The sequence below is a fragment of the Streptomyces sp. NPDC001137 genome, assembly GCF_040298885.1.
Lineage (GTDB): Bacteria > Actinomycetota > Actinomycetes > Streptomycetales > Streptomycetaceae > Streptomyces.
The window spans coordinates 19,094-44,958 of record NZ_JBEPBA010000046.1 but is presented as its reverse complement, the minus strand read 5'-3'; the positions used below and the strand labels follow the sequence as shown (position 1 = coordinate 44,958).

Here is a 25,865-nt window from a genome sequence, read left to right as displayed (position 1 = left end):
CCCGCTGGGTGCGCGGGGCGCCCGCGGGGGCGGCCCCCGCGGTGGGGCCCCCCCCTCCGCCGCCCGGGGCGCGCGGGCGGGCGCGGTCGCCCGGGCCCCCCCCGCGCGCGTGGGCGACCAGGAGCCGGGCGCGGCGTCCCAGGAGGGCGAGGTCGCGGGGGCCGATGCGCCAGCGCGGGCCGGTCAGGAGGCGGACCAGGGAGGCGTTGGCGCCGGGGTCCTGGAGGACCTCGCAGACGGCGACCAGATCGGCGATCTCCGGCAGGTGCAGCAGCCCGGACAGGCCGACCACCTCGACGGGGACGTCCCGGGCGACGAGCGCGCCCTGGATCTCGGCGAAGTCGGTTGCCGTCCGGCACAGGACGGCGATCTCCCCGGGTGCCTTCCCGGTGTCGACGAGGTGGGCGATGGAGTCGGCGATCCAGTCGATCTCCTCGGCGTGGGTGGGCAGCAGCGCGCAGCGCACGATGCCGTCGCGTTCGGCGCCGGGGGCCGGGCGGAGGGCCTCCACGCCCGCGTGCATGGCGCGCAGGGGCTCCGCGAGGCCGTTGGCGAGGTCGAGGAGACGGCCGCCGCTGCGGCGGTTCTCGCTGAGTGCCTGGCGGGTTGCCGGGCGGCCGTCGGGGTGGGCGAAGTGCTCCGGGAAGTCGTCCAGGTTGGCGACGGAGGCGCCGCGCCAGCCGTAGATCGCCTGACAGGGGTCGCCGACGGCGGTCACGGGGTGGCCGGTGCCGTCGCCGAACAGGCCCGCCAGGAGGATGCGTTGGGCGACGGAGGTGTCCTGGTACTCGTCGAGGAGGACCACACGGAACTCGTCGCGCAGGATGCGGCCCACCTCGGGGATGCGGGCGAGCTGTGCGGACAGGGCGATCTGGTCGCCGAAGTCGAGGAGGTCGCGCTCGCGTTTGGCGGCGCGGTAGCGCACCACCAGGTCGGCGAGTTCACGGCGGGCGGCGGCCGCTTCGGGGACCTTGCGCAGGTCGGCGTTGGTGAGCTTGGCGCCCTCCAGGGTGCGCAGCAGGCCGGTGTCGTACGCGCGCAGTTCCTCGGGTCGTACGAGGTGCTCGGCGAGTTCGGCGTCGAGGGCGAGGAGGTCGCTGACGAGGTCCGCGAAGGAGCGGGTGAGCGCCGGGTAGGGGCCCGGGGCCTCGCGCAGCACGCGCGCGGCGAGCTGGTAGCGGGTGGCGTCGGCGAGCAGCCGGGCGGTCGGTTCGAGGCCGATGCGCAGGCCGTGGTCGGTCAGGAGGCGGCCCGCGAAGGCGTGGTACGTCGAGATCACCGGTTCGCCCGGCGGATTGTCCGGGTCGATCACGTCCGGGTCGGTGACGCCCGCCTTGACGAGCGCCTTGCGGACGCGCTCGGCGAGTTCGCCTGCCGCCTTGTTGGTGAAGGTGAGGCCGAGGACCTGCTCGGGGGCGACCTGCCCGGTGCCGACCAGCCACACCACGCGTGCCGCCATCACCGTCGTCTTGCCCGATCCGGCTCCGGCAACGATCACCTGCGGGGCGGGCGGCGCGATGATGCAGGCCGTCTGCTCCGGGGTGAACGGAATCCCGAGGAGCTCCTTGAGCTGATCGGGATCGGTGATACGGGGTGGCACGTCAGAGAGGCTAGCGGCGGCCACTGACAGTGGAGGCCGGATCGGCCTCCAGGTGAGGAGAAGCGCAGGTCAGCACGAGTGGTGCGGTCGATCACAGAAGGCCCGGGAAGATCGGCCTCGTCATTCGACGACGTGTCGCCCTTCGGGCCTCGCGCTGCAGGAGGCCTGGAAGGCGCAGTGCGAGCAGTGCTGGCCGGCGCTGGGTGTGAACCGTTCGTCGAGGACCTTTCCGGCGGCGTTGGCCAGCAGCTCGCCGACCCACTCCCCCGCCGCGCCCTCGACGGGGTCCTGGGCCTGCACCTTGGGCAGGGTCTCGCCGCCGTCGCGCCGGGCGGCGCCCTGGCGCAGCTGGACGAGTTCGGCGCCGCCGGATTCGGGACGTATGCCGTCGAAGGCCTCGTCGACGGCGCCTTCGCGGACGGCGAGCTGGTAGACGGCGAGCTGGGGGTGGCGTGCCACCTCGCGCGCGGTGGGCACCTGCTTGCCGGTCTTGAAGTCGACGACGTAGGCGCGGCCCTCGCCGTCGGCCTCGACGCGGTCCATGGAGCCACGGATGCGGACCTCGTAGTCACCCGCTTCGAGGGTGACGTCGAAACCGTGCTCGCTGGCCACCGGGGTGCGGCCGGTGCGGTCCATGACGTGCCACTTCAGGAAGCGTTCGAGCGCCACGCGCGCGTTCTCCTTCTCCTGCGCCGACTTCCAGGGCGCGTCGAAGGCGAGCGCGTTCCACACGGAGTCCAGGCGCTCCATGAGGACGGCGAGGTCGGCGGGGGTGTGTCCGGAGGCGACCTCGTCGGCGAGGACGTGCACCACGTTGCCGAAGCCCTGGGCGGCCGTCGCCGGGGCGTCGGCCTTCACCTCCCGGCCGAGGAACCACTGCAGGGCGCAGGTGTTGGCGAGCTGGTCGAGGGCGCTGCCCGAGAGCACGACGGGCTGGTCGCGGTTGCGCAGCGGCACCTTGCTCTCGGTCGGCTCGTACATGCCCCACCAGCGGTAGGGGTGGGCGGACGGGACGAGGGGGCGGCCGTCCTCGTCGGCGAGCGCGGCGAGCCGGGCCAGGCGGTGGGCGGCGGCCTCCCTGAGGGTGTCCGAGACGCGCGGGTCGACCGTGGTGGCGCGCAGTTCGGCGACGAGCGCGGCGACGGACAGCGGGCGGCGCGGGCGGCCGGTGACGTCCCTGGGTTCGACGCCGAGTTCGGTGAGGAAGCGGGAGGGCTGGTCCCCGTCGTCCGCGGCGGCCTTCACGGCGGTGACGACGAGGCGTTCACGCGCGCGCGTGGCGGCCACGTAGAACAGGCGGCGCTCCTCCGCGAGCAGCGCGCCCGGGGTGAGCGGTTCGGCGAGTCCGTCGCGGCCGATGCGGTCGGCCTCCAGGAGGGAGCCGCGGCGGCGCAGGTCCGGCCACAGTCCCTCCTGCACGCCCGCGACGACGACCAGGCGCCACTCCAGGCCCTTGGAGCGGTGCGCGGTCATCAGGCGTACGGCGTCGGGGCGGACGGCACGCCGTGTGAGGGTGTCGGCGGCGATGTCCTCGGCCTCGATCTCCTCCAGGAAGTTGAGGGCGCCACGGCCGCCGGTGCGCTCCTCGGCGCGCGCGGCGGTCGCGAACAGGGCGCACACGGCGTCCAGGTCACGGTCGGCGTTGCGGCCGGCGGCGCCGCCGCGCCGCGCGGATCGCTCCAGCCGGGCCGGCCACGGTGTGCCGTCCCACAGGTCCCACAGGGCCTCTTCGGCCGTGCCGCCGCTCGCGAGACGCTCCCGGGCGGTGCGCAGCAGTGCGCCGAGCCGCTGGGCGCCACGCCCGTACGCCGGGTCGTGCGCCACGAGGCGCTCCGGCTCGGCCAGCGCCCGCGCGAGCAGCTCGTCCGAGGGCGGCGGCAGCGGGTTGCCCGCGGCCCGCTCCTCGTCGCGCAGGGCACGCCCGAGGCGGCGCAGGTCGGCGGCATCCATGCCGGCGAGCGGGGAGGCCAGCAGAGTGAGGGCGGTTTCGGTGTCGAGCCAGCACGCGGCGGACTCGGACTCCTCGGGGACGCCCCCTTGAGAGGCGGCCTCTTCGGGGCCCTCCTCGGGCACGGCGCCTGCGGAGGCGGGCGCGGCACCCGTCTCGTCCGGCACATCGGTGCGCGCCGCCTCCGCCTCGGCCACCGCCCGCAGTGCCGTCAGCAGCGGCGCCACGGCCGGTTCGTGCCGCAGCGGCAGGTCGTCACCATCGATGTCCAGGGGCACGCCCGCCGCGGTGAGCGCGCGGCGCACCGTCGGAATCGTGCGCGATCCTGCCCGCACCAGTACGGCCATCTCACTCCAGGGGACGCCGTCCTCCAGGTGTGCGCGGCGCAGGATGTCGGCGATGTTGTCGAGCTCCGTGCCGGGCGTGGGGTAGGTGTACACCTCCACGTGGCCGCCGTCCCGCACCGGGGCGAGGTCGCGATGCGCGCGTACCTTCTCCGCCGGGAGTCGGGTGAGCGGCATGCGCTGGGTGAGCAGCCGGGTCGCGGCGAGCAGGGCGGCGCCCGAGCGGCGCGAGGTGCGCAGGACCTCGACCGGCGCGGGGCGGCCGTCCGCGCGCGGGAAGGCGACCGGGAAGTCGAGGATGCCGCCCACGTCCGCACCGCGGAACGCGTAGATCGACTGGTCGGGGTCGCCGAAGGCGACGAGGGTGCGGCCGCCGCCCGCGAGGGCGTGCAGCAGCCGTACCTGGGCGGCGTCCGTGTCCTGGTACTCGTCCACGAAGACGGCGTCGTAGCGCGCGGCGAGCCGCTGCGCGGCCTCGGGGCGGCGGGCGAGGAGGACCGCCCGGTGGACCAGTTCCGCGTAGTCGAGTACGCCCTGCAGGTCGAGGACGTCGAGGTACTCGGCGAGGAAGGTGGCCGCGGCCCGCCAGTCGGGGCGGCCGATGCGGCGGGCGAAGGCGTCCAGGGCGGCGGGTCCCAGACCCAGTTCGCGGCTTCGGGCGAGGACCGCGCGGACCTCGTCGGCGAAGCCCCGGGTGGTCAGACAGGCCCGCAGTTCGTCGGGCCAGCGCACATGCGCGAGGCCCAGCCGCTCCAGGTCGGCCTGGCCCGCGAGCAGTTCACGGACCGTCACGTCCTGCTCGGGCCCGGACAGCAGGCGCAGCGGCTCCACGAACAGGTCGCTGTCCTGGTGCGCGCGGACCAGGGCGTAGCTGAACGAGTGGAAGGTGGTCGCCTGGGGCGCACGTGCCGCCCCTATGCGCAGCGCCATGCGGTCGCGCAGTTCGACGGCCGCCTTGCGGCTGAACGTCAGCACCAGGATGCGCTCGGGGTCCCCGCCACGGGCGATCCGTGCCGCCACGGACTCGACGAGCGTGGTGGTCTTGCCGGTGCCCGGACCTGCGAGGACGAGCAGCGGGCCGCTCTCGTGGTCAACCACGGAGCGCTGTGGCGCGTCCAGACGAGGGGGATCCTGTCGGCTCGGCGGGGTACGCACCAGTCGGTAGGCGCCACGGCCCCCCTGTCGCACCTGGGGGTGCGACAGGCGCCTGGTGGAGGAAGAGGAGCTCACGTGGTTCGCCGGTCCCGGTGGTTGTGCTGGTCGTCGGACCACCGCGCGTGCAGGGCGGTGATCGGGGGGTGAGGGGGGCACGTGCCGCCGACGCTACGCCGACGCGGGTTGCGGAAGCAGGGCTTCCTCTTCTTCCCTCGCGGCACTCGCACCCCGCGGGCCCCTCGCCCCACGAACGTACGCCATGCGACAAACGTGCCCCGGGTCCCCCGTACGGATCACGGGTCACACACCGGTGCGCCCCATGGCGGAAGCTTTCAGGTGTGACCGTCTGCGCGTTCGCCGCCGTCCCATCGCGCCCGCATCATGTCGAGGCGCGGCAGGTGGCCCTCGGCGGTCCTGCTCGCTTCCTTCAGGGGGGTGCCCTCTGCTCGGTAGTGACCGAGAGCACGCAGCTCGTGCCCCGGGAGGAGCGCGCCGTCCGCGCGCACGACGCGCCACCACGGAACGGCTCCCCCGTAGAGAGCCATCACGCGGCCGACCTGACGGGGCCCGCCCTGCTCCAGCCATTCGGCGACGTCCCCGTACGTCATGACACGCCCGGGCGGAATCAGTTCGGCGACCTCGAGTACGCGCTCGGCGTACTCCGGCAGCGCGTCCGTGTGCTCCGGGCCGGCGTCCCGCGGCAGGCTCTCCTCGCTCATCCTGCCCATCCTGCCGCAAGCCACCGACAGCGTGACGCGCTCGCAACGATGCGTATCCCTCGCCCCCGGGCGGCGCTTCCGGCAGACTGTGCGCCCCCGCTCCTGCACCCTGACGCCCCCGTGTGTCGGTGGGGCATGCCACCATCATGCGGGCGGTGACTGGTGATACGAGATCAAGAAGAGACGATGAAGCAGCAGGGTGCGCACCCAGAGGGCGCCGAGAGCGCCTCTGACGCTTCGTCGCGCCCCGGCACCGGCTCCGCTTCCCGCACCGACGGCAAGGGCACCGCTTCGAAGGACGTCGACACGCGCGGCGACGCCTTCCTGGACGAGGCGCACATCGACGAGGTCGAGGGCGACGAACCGCTGCTCCCCGCGCGCGTGCACCGCCCGTCGGATCTGATGCGCCTCCTGGTGGGCGTGCTCGGGATCATCCTGCTGCTGGCGATCGCCGCGTTCGCCCACGGCACCACCTCCGGGCTCGAACAGGACATCAACAAGGGCACCGGGCAGGCGCCCGATCTGCTCATCAAGATCGCCGGTCTGGCCTCCAGCATCGCGATCCTGCTGGTGCCGGTCGCGTTCGCGATCGAACGGCTGATCAAGCGCGACGGGCTGCGCATCGCCGACGGCGTCCTCGCGGCGGTCCTCGCGCACGGAGTGACTCTCGCCACAGACCTGTGGGTCGCCAAGGGCGCCCCCGGCTCCATCCAGGAGGCGCTCACCCAGCCCTCCCCCGGCGACATCCACGCCCTGACCGACCCCGTGCACGGCTATCTCGCGCCGGTCATCGCGTACATGACGGCCGTCGGCATGTCGCGGCGGCCGCGCTGGCGCGCGGTGCTGTGGATCGTGCTGCTCCTCGACGCGTTCTCGATGCTCGTCACCGGCTACACGACACCGTTCTCGATCATCCTGACGGTGCTGATCGGCTGGACCGTCGCCTACGGGACGCTCTACGCGGTCGGCTCGCCCAACGTCCGCCCCACCGGTCGGACGCTGATGGCGGGCCTGCGGCACGTCGGATTCCGCCCGGTGACCGCGTCGCGCGAGGAACTGCCGGAGACACCGGAGACCGGCGACCGCGGACGGCGCTACTTCGTCACACTCGAGGACGGCCCGCCCCTGGACGTGACGGTCGTCGACCGGGAGCAGCAGGCGCAGGGCTTCTTCTACCGCGTGTGGCGCAATCTGACGCTGCGCGGCTTCGCCACCCGCAGCAGCCTCCAGTCGCTGCGCCAGGCACTGGAGCAGGAGGCCCTGCTCGCCTACGCGGCGATCGCGGCCGGAGCGAACGCGCCGAAGCTGATCGCGACCTCCGAGCTCGGTCCCGACGCCGTGATGCTCGTCTACGAGCACACCGGCGGGCGCACCCTCGACTCCCTCGCCGACGACGAGATCACCGACGAGCTGCTGCACGACACCTGGCACCAGGTTCGCGCACTGCAGTCCCGGCGCATCGCGCACCGCAGGCTGGTGGGCGACGCGATTCTGGTGGATCGTTCCGGCACGGTCATCCTCACCGACCTGCGCGTCGGCGAGATCGCGGCCGGCGATCTGCTGCTGCGCATGGACATCTCGCAGCTCCTGGTGACGCTGGGGCTGCGGGTGGGCGCCGAGCGCGCCGTGGCGTCCGCGGTGAGCGTGCTCGGCCCTGACGACGTGGCCGACTGTCTGCCGATGCTGCAGCCCATCGCGCTCAGCCGCACCTCCCGCGCGACCCTGCGCAAACTGGCCCGGGAACGGGCCCAGCGCGAGCGTGAGGCGGTCCTGGAGGCGTCCCGGCAGGCCAAACAGGCCCGCTTGGAAGAGGCCCCGGACGAGACCGGCCCCGTACTCGAAAAGCCCGACAAGAAGGCCGTACGCGCTGAGCAGCGTGCCGAGAAGCGGGCCATCGACGAGGCCATCGAAGAGGCGCGCGAGGAGGACCTGCTCACGCAGATCCGGCACCAGGTGTTGTTGATCAGACCGCAGGCGCCGGTCGAGCCGGCCCGGCTCGAGCGGGTACGGCCGCGGACGCTGATCAGTTTCATCGCCGGTGCCATCGGCGCGTACTTCCTGCTGACGCAGCTCACCCACATCGAGTTCGGTCCCCTGGTCGCCAACGCGCAGTGGGGCTGGGTCGTCGCGGCCGTGCTGTTCTCGGCGCTGAGTTACGTCGCGGCGGCCATGGCCCTCCTCGGGTTCGTGCCGGAGCGGGTGCCGTTCCTGCGGGCCGTGGCGGCGCAGGTCGCCGGGTCGTTCGTCAAGATCGTCGCGCCCGCCGCGGTGGGCGGTGTCGCCCTCAACACGCGCTTCCTGCAGCGCGCTGGGGTGCGCCCGGGGCTCGCGGTGGCGAGCGTCGGCGCCTCGCAGCTGTTCGGGCTCGGCTGCCACATCCTGATGCTGCTGTCGTTCGGCTATCTGACCGGCACCGAGAAGACGCCGTCCCTGTCACCGTCCCGGACCGTCATCGCGGGTCTGCTGACGGTGGCCGTGCTCGTCCTCGTCGTCACCTCCGTGCCGTTCCTGCGGAAATTCGTCTCCACGCGCGTGCGGTCGCTTTTCGCCGGTGTCGTGCCGCGCATGCTGGACGTGCTGCAGCGGCCGCAGAAGCTGGTCACCGGCATCGGCGGCATGCTGCTGCTGACCGCCTGCTTCGTGATGTGCCTGGACGCCTCGATCCGCGCCTTCGGCCAGCAAGGGACCTCGCTCAGCATCGCCAGCGTCGCCGTCGTCTTCCTCGCCGGCAACGCACTCGGCTCCGCGGCCCCGACCCCGGGCGGCGTGGGCGCCGTGGAGGCGACCCTGACGGTCGGCCTGATCGCCGTCGGCCTCCCCAAGGAGGTGGCGGCCCCCGCCGTGCTGCTGTTCCGGCTGCTGACGCTGTGGCTGCCGGTGCTGCCGGGCTGGCTGGCCTTCAACCAGCTGTCGCGCAAGGGTGCTCTGTAGTACGAAGACCGTAGCCGGCCTACCTCTTACGGCCCGTGCCCCGAGCGCCCACGCGCGCGTGACGACAGGATGGGACCATGCCGAACCCTTCCCGCCCTTCCCGCCCGCGCGCGACCGCCCTGACCGCCACCGCCCTGCTGCTGTCCTGCGTGCTGGCGGGCTGCAGCGACAGCTCCAAGGAGGCCAAGGACGGGGACCTGTCGGCCCAGAAGCTGGACTGGAAGGACTGTCCGGCCCCGTCCGCGGCGGAAGGCGGCGGCAACGCCCCGTCACCTCTGCCGAACGGCGGCCAGTGGCAGTGCGCCACCATGAAGGCGCCCCTCGACTGGGCGAAGCCCAAGGGCGACACGATCGGCATCGCGCTGATCCGGGCGAAGACCAGCGGCGACAGCAGCAAGCGCATCGGCTCGCTCGTCTTCAACTTCGGCGGGCCCGGCGGCTCGGGCGTCACCACCCTGCCCGCCTTCGGCCAGGACTACGCGAAACTGCGCACCCGCTACGACCTGGTCAGCTTCGACCCGCGCGGCGTCGGCAGCAGCGCCCCCGTGAAATGCGAGAACGACCAGCAACTCGACGCGTACTTCCAGCAGGACGCGACCCCCGACGACGCCGCCGAGCGCACCGCGTACCTGGACAACACCAAGAAGTTCAACGCGGCCTGCGAGAAGAACTCCAAGAAGGTGCTGCCGCATGTGCGCACCACCGACGCGGCCCGTGACATGGACCTCATGCGGCAGGTCCTCGGCGACGACAAGCTGTACTACTTCGGCATCTCGTACGGCACCGAACTCGGCGGCGTCTACGCCCACTTGTTCCCGAAGAACGTGGGCCGCGCGGTCCTCGACGCGGTCGTCGACCCGACACAGAACGCCGAGCAGAGCTCGCTCGGACAGGCCCGGGGCTTCCAGCTCGCGCTCGACAACTTCGCCGCGGACTGCACGTCGCAGGCCACTCCGTGCCCGCTCGGCGACACCCCGCAGGACGTGAAGGACCGTATCGCCAAGCTGCTCGAGGACCTCGACGCGAAGCCGATCTCCGGCATTTTCCCCCGCCGGCTGACCCAGACCGCCGCGACCAACGGCATCGCGCAGGCCCTGTACTCCAAGGACTACTGGCAATACCTCACCGAGGGTCTGCAACAGGCGTACAGCGGCGACGGCAAAGTCCTCATGGCGCTGTCCGACTCGCTGAACGGGCGCAGCGAGAACGGCGAGTACAGCAACATCAGCGCCGCCAACATCGCCATCAACTGCGCCGACGAAAAGCCCCGTTACAGCACGGGCTACGTGGAGCAGAAACTGCCCGAGTTCCGGGCCGCCTCGCCGCTGTTCGGCGACTTCCTGGCCTGGTCCATGCTCAGCTGCACCGACTGGCCCGTCGCGGGTGCCGCCGACCATCCGGACGTGAGCGCGCCGGGGGCACCGCCGATCCTCGTCGTGGGCAACACCGGCGACCCCGCCACGCCGTACGAGGGTGCGAAGAAGATGGTGGACGCGCTGGGCAAGGGCGTGGGCGTGGAGCTGACGTACAAGGGGCAGGGACACGGTTCCTACGACAGCAAGAACAAGTGCGTGCAGGCTGTCGTGAACGGCTATCTGCTGGACGGGAAGGTACCGGCGGCCGGAACCGTCTGCTCCTGAGACCCCACCAGAGCAACGGGCAAAGCAGCAGGTCAGAAGGTTATCCACAGGCTGCGGCGGGTCTGGCTTGATCCGCCTACGATGGCCTGACAGCCGTCTGCTGCTCGATGCGGACGGCCCGTGAGGGGGGACGCACATGGCGCGATTCGCACGGTGGACGGCTCTGGGGGCCGCCGCAGCGCTCCTGGTGGGGGGTTGCAGCGGTGGTTCGTCGTCCGACGGTGGCAAGGGCGGCGGGAGGACCAGCGCGACCGCCTCGCCGTCGTCCGGCTCCTCCGGCACGACGGCCGCGCTGCCCTCCTCGCTGACCGCGCAAAAGCTCGACTGGGGCCGTTGCAGGGCCACCGACGACTCCCCGGCACCGGGTAACGACTGGCAGTGCGCGACGCTCCGGGTGCCGCTGGACTGGTCGAAGCCGCAGGGCGAGACGATGGGCCTCGCGCTGATCCGCGCCGAGGCCCGCGGGGGCAAGCGCATCGGCTCGCTGCTCTTCAACTTCGGCGGCCCCGGCGCCCCGGGCGTCTCCTACCTGCCGTCGTTCGGACCCACCTTCGCCAAACTCCGTGAACAGTACGACCTGGTGAGCTGGGACCCGCGCGGCGTCGGATCGAGCGGGGGAATCCGCTGCCGCAGCGACAAGGAGATCCAGGCCGCGGAGTCGGTGGACACCACACCGGACACCCCGTCCGAGGAGAAGGCGTACCTCCAGGACGCCGCCGACTTCGGCAAGGGCTGCGCGAAGGCCGCCGGGCGGCTGATGTCGCACGCGTCGACGACCGACACCGCCCGCGACATGGACCTGATGCGCCAGGTGCTGGGCGACTCGAAGATGCACTACTTCGGCATCTCGTACGGCACCGAACTCGGCGGTGTCTACGCCCACTTGTTCCCGAAGAAGGTGGCGCGGCTCGTCCTCGACGCCGTGGTCGACCCGAGCGCCGACATGGTGGGGCACGCAGAGAACCAGGCCAGGGGCTTCCAGCGGGCGCTCGACGACTACCTCAAGTCGACGGGACAGGACCCGGCTCAGGGATCCCGGAGGATCGCGGCCCTGCTGAAGCGGATCGACAGCCGTCCGCTGCCGACCTCGAGCGGCCGCAAGCTCACCCAGACGCTCGCCCTGACCGGACTGACCTACCCCCTCTACTCCCGGCAGAGCTGGCCCAGTCTCACCAGCGCGCTGAACGCCGCCGAGAGCGGGGACGGTTCGGAACTGCTGTCGCTTGCCGACGGCTACAACGGCCGCGACGCTTCGGGGCACTACGAGACGACGACCCACTCGCAACGGGTCATATCGTGCCTGGACAGCAAGCTGCGTCCGACCCCCGCCGAAACGAAGAAGCGGCTGGCGCAGTTCGAGCAGATCTCGCCCGTCTTCGGCGACTTCATGGGCTGGGACACCGCCGGCTGGTGCCACGACTGGCCGGTGGCCGGCCAGTGGGACACCCCGCCGGCCAGTGCGCCCGGCGCGGCCCCGATCCTCGTGGTCGGCAACACGGGCGACCCGGCCACGCCCTACGAGGGCGCCCGGAAGATGGCCGACGAACTGGGCAAGGGCGTCGGCGTGGAGCTCACCTGGAAGGGCGAGGGCCATGGCGCGTACGGGTCCAGCGACTGTGTCGACTCGACGGTGAACGCGTATCTGCTGAACGGGACGCCACCGAAGGACGGAAAGGTCTGCGCCTCGTAACCCGGGCACCGGGACTCCCAGCCCGAGCAGCGCAAAGGGGCCCGGCACCCACGGTGCCGAGCCCCTCCCGGGAAGGCGTGCGCCTAGTAGACAGGCTTGTGCGGCTCGATCTGGTTGACCCAGCCGATCACTCCGCCGCCGACGTGTACGGCGTCGGCGAAGCCCGCGGACTTCAGGACCGCGAGGACTTCCGCACTGCGGACACCCGTCTTGCAGTGCAGGACGATCTTCTTGTCCTGCGGGAGGGTCTCCAGGGCGGTGCCCATGAGGAACTCGTTCTTCGGGATCAGCTTGGCGCCGGGGATCGAGACGATCTCGTACTCGTTGATCTCGCGGACGTCGATGATCTCGATGTTCTCGCCGTCGTCGATCCACTCCTTGAGCTGCTTCGGAGTGATCGTCGAGCCGGCGGCCGCCTCCTGGGCCTCCTCGGACACGACGCCGCAGAAGGCCTCGTAGTCGATGAGCTCGGTGACGGTCGGGTTCTCGCCGCAGACCGCGCAGTTCGGGTCCTTGCGGACCTTGACCTGGCGGTACTGCATCTCCAGGGCGTCGTAGATCATCAGGCGGCCGACCAGAGGCTCACCGGTGCCGGTGAGGACCTTGATGGCCTCCGTGACCTGGATGGAGCCGATGGACGCGCACAGCACGCCCAGCACACCGCCCTCGGCGCAGGAGGGGACCATGCCCGGCGGCGGGGGCTCCGGGTAGAGGCAGCGGTAGCAGGGGCCGTGCTCGGACCAGAAGACGGAGGCCTGGCCGTCGAAGCGGTAGATCGAACCCCATACGTACGGCTTGTTGAGCAGCACGCACGCGTCGTTGACCAGGTAGCGGGTCGCGAAGTTGTCGGTGCCGTCGACGATCAGGTCGTACTGGCTGAAGATGTCCATCACGTTGTCGGCCTCGAGCCGCTCCTCGTGAAGGATCACGTTCACGTACGGGTTGATGCCGAGGACGGAGTCACGGGCGGACTCGGCCTTGGAGCGGCCGATGTCGGCCTGGCTGTGGATGATCTGCCGCTGCAGGTTCGACTCGTCGACCTCGTCGAACTCCACGATGCCGAGCGTGCCGACGCCCGCCGCGGCCAGGTACATCAGCGCCGGCGAGCCCAGGCCGCCGGCGCCCACACAGAGCACCTTGGCGTTCTTCAGCCGCTTCTGCCCGTCCATCCCGACGTCGGGGATGATCAGGTGGCGGGAGTACCTGCGGACCTCGTCTACGGTGAGCTCAGAGGCTGGCTCGACCAGGGGTGGCAGCGACACGGGGACTCCGTTGGTCGGTCAATCACTACAGTTGTTCTCCCTGTAACACTGCCATGGCCTTCTTCATTCCGAGACACCCGTTCCGATCCGCGAGACGATTTCGTCCCAGTAGCCGGGCATGGTCTCCCAGGGGTCGGCGCGGCCGCCCCGGTCGGTGCGGTCGGTGAAGTAGATGGTCGAGGCGCCCTGCCAGCGGGCGATGCGCAGTGCTTCCTCCAGGTGGGGGCGGGGCACTCCGTGGACGAAGTGGCAGAAGCGCTCGGGCGGGTGGTCCGCGGTCCACTCCGCCACCTGAGACCAGCGGTAGTCGCTCCAGGATCCGGAGAAGGTGACCAGCTGGTCGGCACTCTCCACGTAGCCGGGGTGCGGGTGGGTGCCGTGGCCGAGGACGATGTGGGCATCGTCACGGACAGCGCGGAGCGTGGTGACCGTGCGGTGGACCTCGGGGAGGGAGGCGCGGTCGGACGGGCAGCGGTCCAGCAGGAAGCCGTCGACCTGGTACCAGTCGAGGTAGCGGTGCGCGCCGGAGATCACCTCGCCGAAGGTGCGGGCCCCGTGGGCGGTGTCGAGGTGGCCGAGGACCCGCACGCCAGCGTTGCGCAGGCGGCCGGCGGCCTCCAGGCAGTGCGGGTCGGGGCGGGAGCCGGGGCCGTCGGCCACATTGAGGACGACCCAGTGCAAGGGCGTTCCGGGGCGGGTGAGTTCGCCCCACTCGGTGGGTGCGAGGAGGGGGTGTGCGTAGCCGGGGATGCCGAACCCGGTGCGGACGTCGGTGCTCGCGGTGCCCGCTCTGGTGCTGGTCAGATACGGCATGCCGCCTCCATCCAGATGTCGGCGAGGGACTCTTCGAGGTTGATGCGGGGCCGCCAGCCGAGCCGGTCGCGTGCGGTGCGCACATCGGCCTGCTGCCAGCTGCCGCAGCCGTCCGGGTACGGGTACGCGACCGGGGCCGCGTGGTCGGATTCGCCGCGGGGGTGGCCGATGGTGGCACGCAGCGGGCCTGGCGGGCCGTCGAGTTCGTGGAGCGCACCGCCGTATCCGGCCACGCGGGCGAGCACGGCGGCGGCGTCGCGCAGCCGGACGGCACGGCCCGAGCCGATGTTGATGACGCCCTGCGCGGCGGAGAGCGAGGCGGCGTGCACGGCACGGGCCACGTCGCGTACGTCGATGAAGTCGCGCTGGACGCCGAGGCCGCCCAGCTTGAGTTCGCCGTCGCCGGATTGCATGGCGCGGCGCATGGCCTCGGCGAGCCGGCCGAGCGGGGAGCCGGCGGGGGTGCCGGGGCCGGCCGGTGAGAAGACCCGGAGGACGACCGCGTCCAGGCCCGAGCCCAGGACCAGTTCGGTGGCGGCGAGCTTGCTCACCCCGTACGGGCCGCCGGGGCGCGGGACGGCGTCCTCCGCCGTCGACGAACCCGGCTGGCTCGGGCCGTACTCGGCGCCGCAGCCGATCTGCACCAGGCGGGCGCCGCAGCCGCTGCGGCGCAGGGCCTCGCAGACGGTGGCGACGGCGACGGTGTTGTGGCGGGTGAGGTCGCGCGCGCCGCCCCGGGTGGCGCCCGCGCAGTTGATGACGACGCCGGGGTGGACCGCGTCGAGGAAGCGGGTGAGGGCTCCGGGGCTGCCGGAGGCGAGGTCGAAGCGGACGTCGGCGTCGTCGCCGCGGCCGAGCGCGGTGAGCTGGACGGCCGGGTCGGCGAGCAGACGGTCGGCGACGAAGCGGCCCAGGTAGCCGTTGGCTCCGATCAGCAGGACTCTCATCGGGCGGCTCCCGGGGCCGAGGTGTCGGGTCGGGAGGTGATCATCTCGGGTTCTCCTTCAGAGGGGGTGGTGCGCTTGCCTGGGGCGGCGGGGCCGGGCGCCTGCGGCAGGGCGTGGGCCGACGCGCGTCGTCGTGCGTGCGGCTCGTGGGGATGCGCCGGGGACGGCTGCCGCGTCAGCACGGCCGGTCCGCGGGTGCATGGGCCGAGGCCCGGGTGAGGGTGCGGGTCGCGTGGATCAGGAGGGTCAGTGCGGCTGCCCCGCAGGCGAGTGCCGGGACGCTGCCGGGGCCCCAGTGGTCGACGAGGGTCTCCACGGGGGTGGCGAGGAAGCCGCAGCCGGGGAGGCGGCCCGCGAGGACGGTGGCCGTGGCGGCGGCCTCGGCCGTGGCCGTGGCGGTGAGGACGAGCGCGGGGGCATGGGTGAAGCCGTGCGCGGTGAGGAGGCGGGCGAGGAGCAGCAGGGCGCCCAGGGTGACGGTCTGGGCGTAGGCCGCGGGCTCGCCCAGGGTCGTGCCGCACAGGGCGAGCAGGGCCGTCAGCGCGCACAGGAACAGGGCGAACGTACCGATGAGGAGCGGTCGTACGGAGGCGGCGTACTCCTCCAGGGCACGGCTGGCGGTCAGTCTGCGGCGGGCGCGTACGGCGAAGAGGTGGGCGCTCCAGGCCGCGGGGGCGCAGGCCAGCATGAGGGCGAGGACGGAGGCCGTGGCCACGGGCCAGGGGCCGTCGGCGGTGCCGTTGGGCGGGCCGTCGAAGTCCCCGGCGAGGGCCGCGCGCAGGAGGCCGTCACCGAGGAGGGCGTACGCGAGGAGCCAGTACGTGCCCACGCGGCTGCCCGGCGCGTGCGGAAGGGGCCCCGGGGGCCTGCGGTCCGTGGCGCCGAGGGGTCCGCGGGTGAGCGCCGGGCGCAGGGCGAGGGCGACGGCGAGGACTCCGACGGCGGCCGCGATCGCGCGGGTCTGTCCGTGGGTGAGGTGCAGGGCGGCGACGGTCGCCGCGCTCAGCGCTCCGGGCAGGAGGGTGAGCAGGGCCCAGTCCGCACGTGCCCTGGGCACGTCGAGGGCCGCCGGGCGGGCGGGGGCGCCGTCGTCGCGGGGTACGCGCGCGTACATCTCCTCCGCCAGGGAGAAGACGTCCCGGTGCCGGAACTGTGCGGCGGTCCGGTCGGTGACGCCGTGGGCCTCCAGACCCGCAGCGATCTCCAAGGGGTCCACCGCCCGCTCGCACAGCTCGCGGTGACGGTGCATCAGCGCCTTCACCGGGTCGGCGGCGGCGCGCCGGACAGCAGCGGGTTGGCGGGGGGCGGCCGACGGGTCGGCGCCTGCCTGCGCGGGCGCCGGGGCTTGGGTGTCCGCACGCGTGTGTGCCGGGGCTTCACCGCCGCCGCGCGTGCGTGCCGGGCCTTCGGCTTCGGCACGTACGCGAGCCGGAGGTTGCGTCTCGACACCCGTGCGCACCGAGGCTTCAGCATCGGCACGCGCGCGTGCCAGGGCCTCGTCGCCGTCGCATGCACCACGTGCCGTCTCTCCGCTGGTGGTGTCCGAGGCGGCGGTCTCCCCCGCGAGCCATCCCTGTGACCGTTCGTCCCAGGCTCCGGGGCTGTCCGGGGTGCCAGGGCGGTCCAGTGCTCCCAAGTCGCTCATCGCGCCCCCTCGGTGGCCGGCATCGGGGGTGTGGTGCGCGGCGGCGTCGCGCGTACCGGTGTGCCCGTCGCCCAGCCGGGGCCGCCGCGGGCCACCACACGCGCGTCCGGGTGGGTCCAGCGGCCGGGGAGGTGCGCCTCGGCGGGTACGGCGAACGGCAGGGGCTCTCCCGTGTCGTCGAGCACGATGCGGCGCACCGGGGTGCGCGAGACGATCTCCAGGTAAATGCCGTGAAATGCCGTGGTGTTCTGCTCGACGGTGAACAGTTCGAGCGCACGCGCGCGTGCGGCGGCGCCCAGGCGCTCGCGGCGCTCGGGGTCCCGCAGCAGCGCCAGACATGCCTCGGCGAGCGCCCGCGGGTTGCGCGGCGGCACGACGAGCCCCGTGCCTCCGATGACCTCCACGACCGCGCCGACATCCGTGGAGACGGTGGCGCGGCCGCAGAACATCGCCTCGACGAGGCTGATCGGGAAGCCCTCGACGACACTGGACAGTACGGTCACCGCGCCGGCGGCGTACGCGTCGGCGAGGCTCGGCAGCTCCGGGCCGCCGATCTCCTCGAAGGACACGGGGTTGTCGCCGACGGCGTGCAGCCCTGCCGCCTCGTCGGGGAAGAGCTGCGCGGCAAGTGCCCGGCAGTGGCCGAGATAGGCCTCACCGTCGGGGCCGTCCGGGGCACCGACGATCCGCAGCAGGGTCTTCGGCGCCTCCTTGCGGATCTCCGCGAAGGCGTGCAGCAGCGACACCAGGTCCTTGGCGGGTTCCACGCGGCCGACCCAGACGAGCGTGTCGGGGTCCGCGGACTCGGGGGACTCGCCCACCTCGGCGAAACGGGAGGCGTCCATGCCCGGGTAGACCGTGCGGAGCTTCGCGCGGTCGGCGCCGCACCGTTCCTGCCAGCGGCGGGCGTGCGCGTTGCCGGGCGTGACGATCGCGGCCCGGTCGTAGATCTCGGCGGCGAGCCGGCCGTGGAAGGCGGCGAGCAGGGACCGTACGGCGGGCGGCGCGTCCGTGGCGGCCAGGTAGTGCGTGCGCAGCCGCACGCCGTACTCGGTCAGCAGGAGGGGCACGCCGTGGAAGTGGCGGGCGAGCAGCCCGGGCAGGGCCGCGGGCCCGCCGGACGTCGCATGGCACAGGTCGACCGAGCCGAGGCCGTCGTCCTCGTACCAGTCGAGCGAGAGAGGGCGCAGGGCGCGTTCCAGGTGCGCGGCGACGGCGAGCAGATCCGGTACGCGCGCCTCACGCGCCGCTCCCAGGGCGCCCGGCGCGCGACAGGCGCGCTCCAGAATTCGTACGGCGGCCTCGGAGCGGAGCGTTCCCACCAGGCCGCGCTCGTCCCGGGCCAGTTCGGCGAGCCCGTACAGCGCGCTGCCGAAACGGTCCGCCTCAGCGGCCGGAGCCTCCCCCGAACCGCCGGAAGGGTCCCCGGCGTTGCCCGCACACAGCGCGGCCGCCAGCTCCCCGTAGCACTCGGCGAACCGCCGCCGTGCCCGGCGCCCGTAGCTCGTCCCGTCGTCCTCGGCCGTCCACAGCGGCGCCGTCCGCACCCGGGCGACCTGCGGCGGGAGCGCGACCCAGCCCTCGCTCTCCTGGCGTTCGCTGCGGCTGAGCGCGTAGACGTCGAACTCGTGCTGCCCGAGCCCACGCACGAGCCGGTCGCACCAGAGCCTGGCGTCACCGCTCACATACGGATAGCCACCCTCCGTAAGCAGTCCGATGCGCACGAGCGCACCCCCGATCTCCCGTCCGGGGAGCCGCCGTTGACCCGGCGGCTCGCAGCGGGAAGAACGTATGCGGACAAGGCGGTGGCGCGACGGACGGTTGTCCATCGCGCCACCAAAAGGGGTGAACGGTCGTAACTTTCCCGTGCGGATCGCGTTCGATCGCGCTACGAGATCAAGCAGTCACGTTACGTCAGACCGCGGCGAGTTCCCGCCGGGCGGCCCTGCGCCGGGCCGCGACCTGGGGGTCGAGTGCCGGTACGGCGGCGAGCAGTTGCCTGGTGTACGGGTCCTGGGGGTCGTCGTACACCTCGTCGGCGGGCCCGGACTCGACGATCCGGCCGCGGCGCATCACCGCGACCCGGTCGCTGACCTGTCGTACGACGGCGAGGTCGTGGGCGACGAAGACGAGCGCGAGCCCGAGTTCGCGCTGCAACTCGCCGAGCAGGGCGACCACCTGGGCCTGGGTGGTCACGTCGAGGGCGGAGACAGGCTCGTCGCAGACGATGACGCGCGGGTCGGCAGCGAGCGCCCGCGCGATGCCCACGCGCTGGCGCTGGCCGCCGCTGAACTCGTGCGGGTAGCGGTCGTAGTGCGCCCCGTCGAGTCCCACGCGCTCCAGCAGTTCCGTCACGCGCTCCCGGATGCCCCGCTCGTTCCGCTCTCCACGCGCGCGCAGCGGATCGGCGATGGACTCGCCCACGCTGCGACGCGGGTTGAGGGAGGAGACGGGGTCCTGGAAGACCATCTGGACGGCGGGATTCACGCCCACGCGCGCGTGCCCGTCGTAACGGACCTCTCCGGCCGTCGGTCCCAGCAGCCCGACCAGCATCCGCCCGAGCGTCGTCTTGCCGCTGCCGCTCTCGCCGACGACACCGAGGGTCTCGCCGCGCCGGAGGGTCAGCGACACGTCGTCCACGGCGGCGAACGCCCGCTTGCCGCGCCCGAATTCACGCCGCAGCCCGACCGCCTCCAGTACGACGTCCCCGGACGCCCCCGAAGAGACGCCCTGGGCGCTCTCCGTCACGGTCGCCGGGGAGGCACCCCGGACGCCCTCCGCCGAAGCCCCCGAAGAAACCGCCTCTGCATCACCCTGCGCAACGGCCGGGGACTCAGCCCCGTCATCCCCCGACGAGACCGCCGCCGCATCCTCCGCCGAAGCCTCCGGCAGGGCGATCTCGCCGTCCCCCGTCGCGGGTTTCGGGACGGCTCCGGGGAGCGTTCGCCGGGCGTCCACCCGTGGGACCGCTGCCAGGAGGGCCCGGGTGTACTGCTCCGTCGGCGCTTCCAGTACGTCCGTGACCGGCCCGTGTTCGACCACGCGCCCGTGCCGCATGACGAGGACCTCGTCGACGCTCTCGGCGGCGACGCCCACGTCGTGCGTGACGAGGAGCAGCCCCATGCCCGTCTCCTCGCGCAGGGCGTGCAGCAGGTCGAGGATCTGGGCCTGGACGGTGACGTCGAGCGCGGTGGTCGGCTCGTCGGCGATCAGCAGCTCGGGCCGGCAGGCCAGCGCCATGGCGATGAGCGCGCGCTGGCGCATGCCGCCGCTGAACTCGTGCGGACGGGAACGGGACCGGCGCTGTGCGTCCGGAATTCCCACCCGGTCCAGCACCTCGACCGCACGCGCGCGTGCCGCCCGTCTCGACACGCGCGTGTGCACGCGGTACACCTCGGCGATCTGGTCGCCGATGGCGTAGTACGGGTCGAGGGAGGACAGCGGGTCCTGGAAGACCATGGCGGCCTTCGCGCCGCGCAGCCGCCGCAGTTCGTCGTCCGACGCCTGCTGTACGTCGGTGCCGGCGACCTCGATCGAGCCGCCGACCCGCGCGCCGGTGCCGCGGTGCAGCCCCAGCAGGGCCGAGGCGACCGTGGACTTGCCGGAGCCGGACTCGCCGACCAGGGCGAGGGCGGCGCCCTGCTCCAGCGTGAAGGACAGTCCGTCGACGGCCCGCAGCTCGCCGAACGCGACCGTGAGATCAGTGACTTCCACGAGACTCATGCCAGCACCACCCGTCGGTCGGCCACCGCGTACAGCACGTCCGCGACGGCGTTGGCGACGACCACGAAGAACCCGATGACCAGGACCATGCCGACGACCACCGGCAGGTCGACGACGTTGACGGCGTGGACCAGTTCCTGTCCGATGCCGGGCAGGCCGAAGAGCGTCTCGGTGAGGACCGCGCCGCCGACCGCGCTGCCGACGTTGTTGGCGTTGAGCGCGATGACCGGCGCGAAGGCCCCCCGCAGCGCGTGCCGGCCGATGATCGACCGTTCGCCGACGCCGTACGCGCGGAAGGTGCGGATGTGGTCCTCGGCGAGCGTCTCCAGCATCGACGCCCGGGTCAGCCGGGCGAACGCGGCGGCCTCGATGAGGGCGAGCGAGAGCCAGGGCAGCAGCAGGTTCCACGCCCACTGCTCGGGGTCGTCGGTCAGCGCGACGTATTGCGGGAAGGGCAGCAGTTCCAGTTCGCCGCAGACCACGATCATCAGGACCAGGCCGATGACGAAGACGGGCGTGGCCACGCCGGCCAGGGTGATGCCGGTCAGCAGCCGCTCGGAGAGCCGGCCACGCCGCCAGGCGGAGAGCACACCGGTGCCCACGCCGAGGACCAGCCACACGACCATGCCGCCGAACACGAGCGACAGGCTGACCGGGAGCTTGGCCAGGATCAGCTGGGTGACCTGCTGGTCGCTCTGGTACGACAGGCCGAGGCAGGGCGCCGAGCAGTGCTGGACCGCCGTGCCCGTCGAGTAGTCCTGGCCGGCGAAGAGGCCCTGCAGGAAGTGCCAGTAGCGCACGTACAGCGGGTCGTCGAGGTGCAGTTGCTGAGCGACCTGGTGCACCTGGACGGGCGAGCAGCGCGGACCGCAGGTGATCTGGGCGACGTTGCCGGGGGTGACGTAGAAGACGACGTAGACGATCACCGAGATGGCGAGGAGGGTGATCAGCATGCCGAGGGCGCGGCGCAGGACGAAGCCGGCGAAGCCGCTCATGCGGCACCCCCCTTCGGTTCGGTGGCGTCGGAGGTGTGGCCCTTCGGGTCGGCCGCATCGGCCCTGGCCTCCCGCTTGCGGCCCGTTCCGACGCGCAGCCGGGAGGCCGCGCGCGGGTCGAGGGCCGTACGGACGCCGTCGCCGAGGACGGTGAGCGCGAGGACGGTGACGAACAGCGCGCCGGCCGGGAGGAGCAGGTACTGCGGCGCCGCCTGGTACCAGACGTCGGCGGCGGTGAGCATCTGTCCCCAGGAGGGGGTCGGCGGCTTCACGCCGACGCCGAGGAAGGACAGCGCGGCCTCGACGGTGATGTTGGTCGGGACGAGGAGCGCGGAGTAGGTGATGACGGGTGCGGCGAGTCCGGGCAGCAGCTCGCGGCGGGCGACCTGCCATGTGCCCCAGCCGCTGAGCCGGGAGGCGGCGACGTGGTCGAGCCCCTTGAGGGTGAGGGTCTGCGCGCGCACGATCTTGGCGACGTTGCCCCAGGCGATCAGGCCGATGACCAGGGCGACCAGGACGGGTCGCGGGAAGGTCGACGGCACGATGGCGAGCAGCGCCAGCGCCATGATCATCAGCGGCAGTGCCACGATGATGTCAGTGATGCGGCTCAACAGTTGATCAACCCATCGGCTGCCGAGCGCGGCCGCGACGCCGACCACGACACCGATGGCGACCTGGACGACGGTGGCCGCCAGCGCGACACCGAGGGAGACCCGTGCGCCGTAGACCAGACGCGCGAACAGGTCGCGGCCGGTCTGCGGTTCCACGCCGAGCCAGTGGTCGACGCTGATGCCGCCGAGCGACCCCACGGGGACGCCGCCGCGTGCGGAGTCGATGAGCGACGGGTGGTAGGCGGTGGGATCCTGGCCCTCGATCGCCGTGAGCAGGGGTGCGGCGAGCGCGATCAGGACGAGCAGTCCGACGACGGCCGCCGCGACGAGGGCGGCGCGCTGCGCCCGCAGCCGCCGCCAGAACTGACGAGCGCCCGAGGCCCCCGGGACGACGGTGTCCGTCCCGGGGGTCTGGGCGGTGAGAAGTGCCTCGCTCACGGTGTCACTTCACCGCGACCTGCGAGGGGTCCAGGACGCCGTCCCAGTCGCTGATCACGATGTTGCGGACGTCCTTGCCGTACAGCCGCTTGTAGACGGGGTGGAACAGCGGGACGGTCAGCGCCTGCTCGCCGATCTTCTTGTCCAGCGCGCCCCACCGCTTGGCCGCCTCGTCAAGGTCGGTCAACTTGTTGATCGCGTCAATCTCGTCATTGACCGACTTGTCGTTGAGGAAGCCCGTGTTGAAGTTCGCGCCGTCCTTGACGATCTGCCGGCCATCGAAGATCGGTGCCAGGAACGGGCCGCCGGAAGGCCAGTCGGCACCCCAATGGGCGAGGAAGAAGCCGGGCTCGGTCTTCGCGTTGTGAGTCTTGTCGGAGTAGTCGTTCTCCTCCAGACCCTGGAGCTTGACGGTGATGCCGGCCTTCTTGAGCGCGTCCTGGATCGCGGTCGCGATCTCGGGGCTGGTCTCGAAGTCCTTGCTGTTGGAATGGGTGAGGGTGACGGTGAGCCCGTTCTTGTGGCCCGCCTGTGCCAGCAGCTCCTTGGCCTTGGCCGGGTTGCCGGTCTTGCCGGCCGGGAACAGGTCGTACGGCGTGTAGCCGAAGGACTTCTGGTTCGGCAGGAAGGTGGTCGCGGCCTCGGCCAGCGACGAGCCGCCGGCCGCGTTGACCACGGAGGAACGGTCGATGGCGTACGAGATCGCCTGCCGCACCCGGATGTCGTCGAACGGCTTCACCTTCGGGTTGAACGCTATGTAGTTGGTGTAGCCGAAGTGTCCGGTGCCCACGCGCGCGGCGAGGTTCTTGTCGCCGGTGACCTTGGCCAGCTCGGCGGGGCCGAGGTTGGTGTCGGTGGTCACGGCGGCGGCGTCGGCGCCCTGCGACGCGGAGAGCCGCTGGTTGATGACGGACGAGTCGAGTCCGGACCGCACGTCGATCTTGTCCGGGTAGGCCTTCCGCTCGGCGTCCGTGGCAGCGGACCAGTAGGTGTTGCGCTCCAGGGTCAGCCGCTCACCGTCGTTCTCGTTCTTGACGACCTTGTACGGCCCGGACGAGATCGGGTGCTGTTCGTACTTCGTGCCGGTGTCCTTGTCCTTGGGCACCGGCGCGAACTGCGTCTGCGTCGCGAGGAACGGGAACTCGCCCTCGGGCTTGTTCAGGTGGAAGACGATGGTCCGCGCGTCAGGCGTCTGGATGGAGTCGAGCCCGCCCTTGTCCTTGTAGGGGCCCTGGTAGTCGGCGCCGCCGATCAGCCAGTCCCGCAGGTAGGGCGCGCCGCCCGAGAGCTCGGGGGCGAAGGAGCGCTCGATGCCGTACTTGATGTCGGCCGAGGTGATCGGCGAGCCGTCCTCGTACTTCAGGCCCTTCTTGAGTGTGAACGCCCACACGGTCGCGTCCTTGTTGGGGCGCCCGGTGTCGGTGGCGAGGTCCGGGACGACCTTGGCGCCGGCGGCGCCGTTCTCACGGTTGCGCGTGGTGAGCGTGCGGAAGACGAGGGAGGGCACCTTGCCGCCGCCGGAGGTGTACAGGCGGGCGGGGTCGAAGTCCTGCTGCGGGTTGGAGTTCAGGATGGTCAGGGTGCCGCCCTTGTGCGGCGTGGAGTCGCCACCGGAGCCCTTGGCATCGTTGTCCTTCGGCCCGCAGGCGGCTGCTCCCGCTGCCAGGACCAGGCCTACGGATGCCGCGGCCACGCGGCGCGCTCTGACGGACGGTTGACGCATCGGAATGACGACCTCTCGGAGTGGTTCGGGCCGGTAAGACCGGAATGGTCCCGAATGGTGAGACGGATGGACGAGGAGTGAGACGAACGTGAACAGACCTCTGCCCGGGCGTCAGGTCGTCGAAAACCGTGAGCGAGTCACGGAGGGAAAAAGATCGCGACGCGAACGCCAAGGGGCGAGCGTCAGCGACAGTGGATGTCGGCCACGCAGAGCGGGGTCACGCCGATGAGCGCCAGCTCGATGGCGGCGCGGTCGAAGGCGTGGGGGGTCGACATGCCCAGAAATATGTATGAACTTTCTGCGCATGTCAACGTGACATATGAGGCGCCCGTCAACTCCTGGGATAGGGCCAGGGGTTGGGCAGACAGTGGATCCCGTCATGGTCGAGGAACTTGGTCTGCTGCTGCATGACCGGCGCGAGCTGGCCATTCTTGCTGCAGGTGACGTGGCTGTAGCCCAGCCGGTGACCCACCTCGTGATTGATCAACATCTGCCGGTAGGCATGAATTTGATCACCGTACGTCTTCGATCCCTGCGCCCATCTGTATGCATTGATCATCACGCGCTCGGTGGCGGCCGAGTCGCACGAGACGTTGTCCTCCGTCGTGTCGAGCCCCGACTTCGCACACCATTTCGCGGTCGTCCCGGGGCTGGCGAGCGTGATCACGAAGTCGGGCTTGCCGGTGTAGATGCGCTCGAAGGTGCGGGCACCGTGGTGGGCCCAGCTCCGGTCGTCGTTGAGCGTCTTCTGCACGGCCTGGGCGAACAGTGCGCCGTCGAGCCCGAGCCCCTGCTCCACGTCCACGCGGTAGGTGTACTTCTGTCCCGTGCCCGGCGCCTTGTCGAAGCCCGGAACCGCGTCGAACTTCCCCGACCCCTTGAGCGTGGCGCCGAGCGGGTACTTCTCCCCCATCGCCTGCGCGTACGTCAGCGTCGCCACGCTGGGCGACGAGAACGGCGACGGCCCCGAGTCCCGGGCGTCCCGCGCCTGGCCGGTGGCCGACTGCGCTCCTACGCCGGTGTCCTCGCGTCCGTTCGTGACCTGCCCGGCGACGACGACGGCCAGCACAGTGGTGACGGCGGCGGCCGCGATACCGGTGAACGTCCGCCCCTTGCTGCCCCTGGTCTGCGCGGGCACGCCGGTGGGCGGCGCGTCGTCGTCGGTGTCCGAGGGCACGCCGACACCGGTGCCGGGATCCCAGTTGGTGACGGAGGCGTACGGGTCCGAGGAATGCGCCGAGCCACCGGTGCGGGGCGCGAAGACGTCGTCGTCCTCGTCGAAGGCGTCGAGATAGTCCTGCCGCGGCGCACGCGGCGGCATCCGCCGCTGCCGCGGTATGGCGACACCGGGGCCGGCACCGCTGCCCGGCCCCCTCAACTCGCCCCATCCACCGCCGGCTTCACGCTGCTCGGGGTGACCGCTGCGGACCTGGGGGGTGCCGTGCGCGGGGGTACCGTCCGGAAACCGCGGCACCCCATGCTCAGGTGTGCCGTCCGGCAGCCGCGGCACCCCGCGCGCAGGTGTGCCGTCCGCCGTCCTCGGCGTCCCGTGCATCGGAGCCTGCTGCTGCCCGCCCGACGGCCCGGGCACCCCGCGGCCCCCCGCACCGTCCTGCCCCACACCTGTGTCACCGGCGTCACCCTTCGCGGCGGCAGCGCCTCCGCGGCGGCTGTGGCGTCC

The 25,865-nt window shown here is 72.1% G+C and carries 17 protein-coding genes; 3 read left to right on the top strand and 14 right to left on the bottom strand.

Translation table 11 applies throughout. The annotated features are described in order from the left end of the window. The 3 genes from ABT254_RS45250 to ABT254_RS45240 all read right to left on the bottom strand — a co-directional run. Nucleotides 1–1,600 (bottom strand): ATP-dependent helicase (locus tag ABT254_RS45250; protein ID WP_351483568.1); only part of this gene is annotated, 1,600 nt, incomplete at its 3' end. A 120-nt stretch (nt 1,601–1,720) separates the two neighbouring features. Then, nucleotides 1,721–5,122 carry an ATP-dependent helicase gene (locus tag ABT254_RS45245; protein ID WP_351483567.1) on the bottom strand — a complete coding sequence of 1,134 codons (3,402 nt, stop codon included), beginning with the start codon at nt 5,120–5,122 and terminating at the stop codon, nt 1,721–1,723. Nucleotides 5,123–5,379: 257 nt separating this feature from the next. Next, entirely contained in the window at nt 5,380–5,766 is a 387-nt protein-coding gene (locus ABT254_RS45240; protein WP_351483566.1) for an MGMT family protein, read from the bottom strand. Between the two features lie 186 nt (nt 5,767–5,952). Here ABT254_RS45240 and ABT254_RS45235 point away from each other — a divergent pair, with 186 nt between their 5' ends. The 3 genes from ABT254_RS45235 to ABT254_RS45225 all read left to right on the top strand — a co-directional run bounded on the left by ABT254_RS45235 (nt 5,953) and on the right by ABT254_RS45225 (nt 12,027). Continuing rightward, nucleotides 5,953–8,697, top strand: coding sequence for a lysylphosphatidylglycerol synthase domain-containing protein (locus ABT254_RS45235; protein WP_351483565.1), 2,745 nt, complete (start codon nt 5,953–5,955; stop codon nt 8,695–8,697). Between the two features lie 77 nt (nt 8,698–8,774). Next, complete coding sequence (locus ABT254_RS45230) at nt 8,775–10,337, top strand: alpha/beta hydrolase (RefSeq protein ID WP_351483564.1); 1,563 nt, start codon at nt 8,775–8,777, stop codon at nt 10,335–10,337. A gap of 136 nt (nt 10,338–10,473) precedes the next feature. After that, nucleotides 10,474–12,027, top strand: a complete 1,554-nt coding sequence (locus ABT254_RS45225) for an alpha/beta hydrolase (RefSeq protein WP_351483563.1) — start codon at nt 10,474–10,476, stop codon at nt 12,025–12,027. 83 nt (nt 12,028–12,110) lie between these two features. Here the strand turns inward: ABT254_RS45225 and moeZ are convergent, their stop codons facing one another. From moeZ to ABT254_RS45170, 11 genes are all read right to left on the bottom strand, one after another. Next, a complete protein-coding gene (moeZ, locus tag ABT254_RS45220) occupies nt 12,111–13,289 on the bottom strand; it encodes an adenylyltransferase/sulfurtransferase MoeZ (protein ID WP_344405423.1) in 1,179 nt (392 codons plus the stop codon). A 63-nt stretch (nt 13,290–13,352) separates the two neighbouring features. Continuing rightward, nucleotides 13,353–14,102: a spherulation-specific family 4 protein gene (locus ABT254_RS45215; protein WP_351483562.1), complete on the bottom strand. Its 750-nt coding sequence runs from the start codon at nt 14,100–14,102 to the stop codon at nt 13,353–13,355. Next, complete coding sequence (locus ABT254_RS45210) at nt 14,090–15,049, bottom strand: NAD-dependent epimerase/dehydratase family protein (protein WP_351483561.1); 960 nt, start codon at nt 15,047–15,049, stop codon at nt 14,090–14,092. Before ABT254_RS45210 ends, ABT254_RS45215 begins: the two co-directional genes overlap by 13 nt. Nucleotides 15,050–15,224: 175 nt before the next feature. Continuing rightward, nucleotides 15,225–16,694 carry a hypothetical protein gene (locus ABT254_RS45205; RefSeq protein WP_351483560.1) on the bottom strand — a complete coding sequence of 490 codons (1,470 nt, stop codon included), beginning with the start codon at nt 16,692–16,694 and terminating at the stop codon, nt 15,225–15,227. Then, the gene (locus tag ABT254_RS45200; protein WP_351483559.1) at nt 16,691–18,418 is read right to left on the bottom strand and encodes a DUF3492 domain-containing protein; all 1,728 of its coding nucleotides are present in this window, start codon (nt 18,416–18,418) and stop codon (nt 16,691–16,693) included. The genes ABT254_RS45205 and ABT254_RS45200 overlap by 4 nt, the downstream gene beginning before the upstream one ends. 190 nt (nt 18,419–18,608) lie before the next feature. Further along, nucleotides 18,609–20,417: a dipeptide ABC transporter ATP-binding protein gene (locus ABT254_RS45195; RefSeq protein ID WP_351483558.1), complete on the bottom strand. Its 1,809-nt coding sequence runs from the start codon at nt 20,415–20,417 to the stop codon at nt 18,609–18,611. Continuing rightward, a complete protein-coding gene (locus ABT254_RS45190; RefSeq protein ID WP_351483557.1) occupies nt 20,414–21,412 on the bottom strand; it encodes an ABC transporter permease in 999 nt (332 codons plus the stop codon). Before ABT254_RS45190 ends, ABT254_RS45195 begins: the two co-directional genes overlap by 4 nt. Then, nucleotides 21,409–22,461 (bottom strand): ABC transporter permease, encoded by a 1,053-nt coding sequence (locus tag ABT254_RS45185; RefSeq protein WP_351483556.1) that lies wholly within the window; start codon nt 22,459–22,461, stop codon nt 21,409–21,411. The genes ABT254_RS45190 and ABT254_RS45185 overlap by 4 nt, the downstream gene beginning before the upstream one ends. Before the next feature lie 4 nt (nt 22,462–22,465). Beyond that, nucleotides 22,466–24,184: an ABC transporter substrate-binding protein gene (locus tag ABT254_RS45180; protein WP_351483555.1), complete on the bottom strand. Its 1,719-nt coding sequence runs from the start codon at nt 24,182–24,184 to the stop codon at nt 22,466–22,468. Between the two features lie 182 nt (nt 24,185–24,366). Next, nucleotides 24,367–24,459 (bottom strand): Ms4533A family Cys-rich leader peptide, encoded by a 93-nt coding sequence (locus ABT254_RS45175; protein ID WP_351483554.1) that lies wholly within the window; start codon nt 24,457–24,459, stop codon nt 24,367–24,369. A gap of 56 nt (nt 24,460–24,515) precedes the next feature. Next, the gene (locus ABT254_RS45170; protein ID WP_351483553.1) at nt 24,516–25,739 is read right to left on the bottom strand and encodes a DUF3152 domain-containing protein; all 1,224 of its coding nucleotides are present in this window, start codon (nt 25,737–25,739) and stop codon (nt 24,516–24,518) included. Between the last annotated feature and the right edge of the window lie 126 nt (nt 25,740–25,865).

Bases quoted from the DNA above. Each gene is read 5' to 3' on its own strand.
- ABT254_RS45175 (WP_351483554.1), bottom strand. From the start codon at position 24,459: ATGTCGACCCCCCACGCCTTCGACCGCGCCGCCATCGAGCTGGCGCTC.
- ABT254_RS45215 (WP_351483562.1), bottom strand. From the start codon at position 14,102: ATGCCGTATCTGACCAGCACCAGAGCGGGCACCGCGAGCACCGACGTC.
- ABT254_RS45210 (WP_351483561.1), bottom strand. From the start codon at position 15,049: ATGAGAGTCCTGCTGATCGGAGCCAACGGCTACCTGGGCCGCTTCGTC.
- ABT254_RS45205 (WP_351483560.1), bottom strand. From the start codon at position 16,694: ATGAGCGACTTGGGAGCACTGGACCGCCCTGGCACCCCGGACAGCCCC.
- ABT254_RS45195 (WP_351483558.1), bottom strand. From the start codon at position 20,417: ATGAGTCTCGTGGAAGTCACTGATCTCACGGTCGCGTTCGGCGAGCTG.
- ABT254_RS45225 (WP_351483563.1), top strand. From the start codon at position 10,474: ATGGCGCGATTCGCACGGTGGACGGCTCTGGGGGCCGCCGCAGCGCTC.
- ABT254_RS45230 (WP_351483564.1), top strand. From the start codon at position 8,775: ATGCCGAACCCTTCCCGCCCTTCCCGCCCGCGCGCGACCGCCCTGACC.
- ABT254_RS45190 (WP_351483557.1), bottom strand. From the start codon at position 21,412: ATGAGCGGCTTCGCCGGCTTCGTCCTGCGCCGCGCCCTCGGCATGCTG.
- ABT254_RS45180 (WP_351483555.1), bottom strand. From the start codon at position 24,184: ATGCGTCAACCGTCCGTCAGAGCGCGCCGCGTGGCCGCGGCATCCGTA.
- ABT254_RS45240 (WP_351483566.1), bottom strand. From the start codon at position 5,766: ATGAGCGAGGAGAGCCTGCCGCGGGACGCCGGCCCGGAGCACACGGAC.
- ABT254_RS45235 (WP_351483565.1), top strand. From the start codon at position 5,953: ATGAAGCAGCAGGGTGCGCACCCAGAGGGCGCCGAGAGCGCCTCTGAC.
- ABT254_RS45170 (WP_351483553.1), bottom strand. From the start codon at position 25,739: ATGCACGGGACGCCGAGGACGGCGGACGGCACACCTGCGCGCGGGGTG.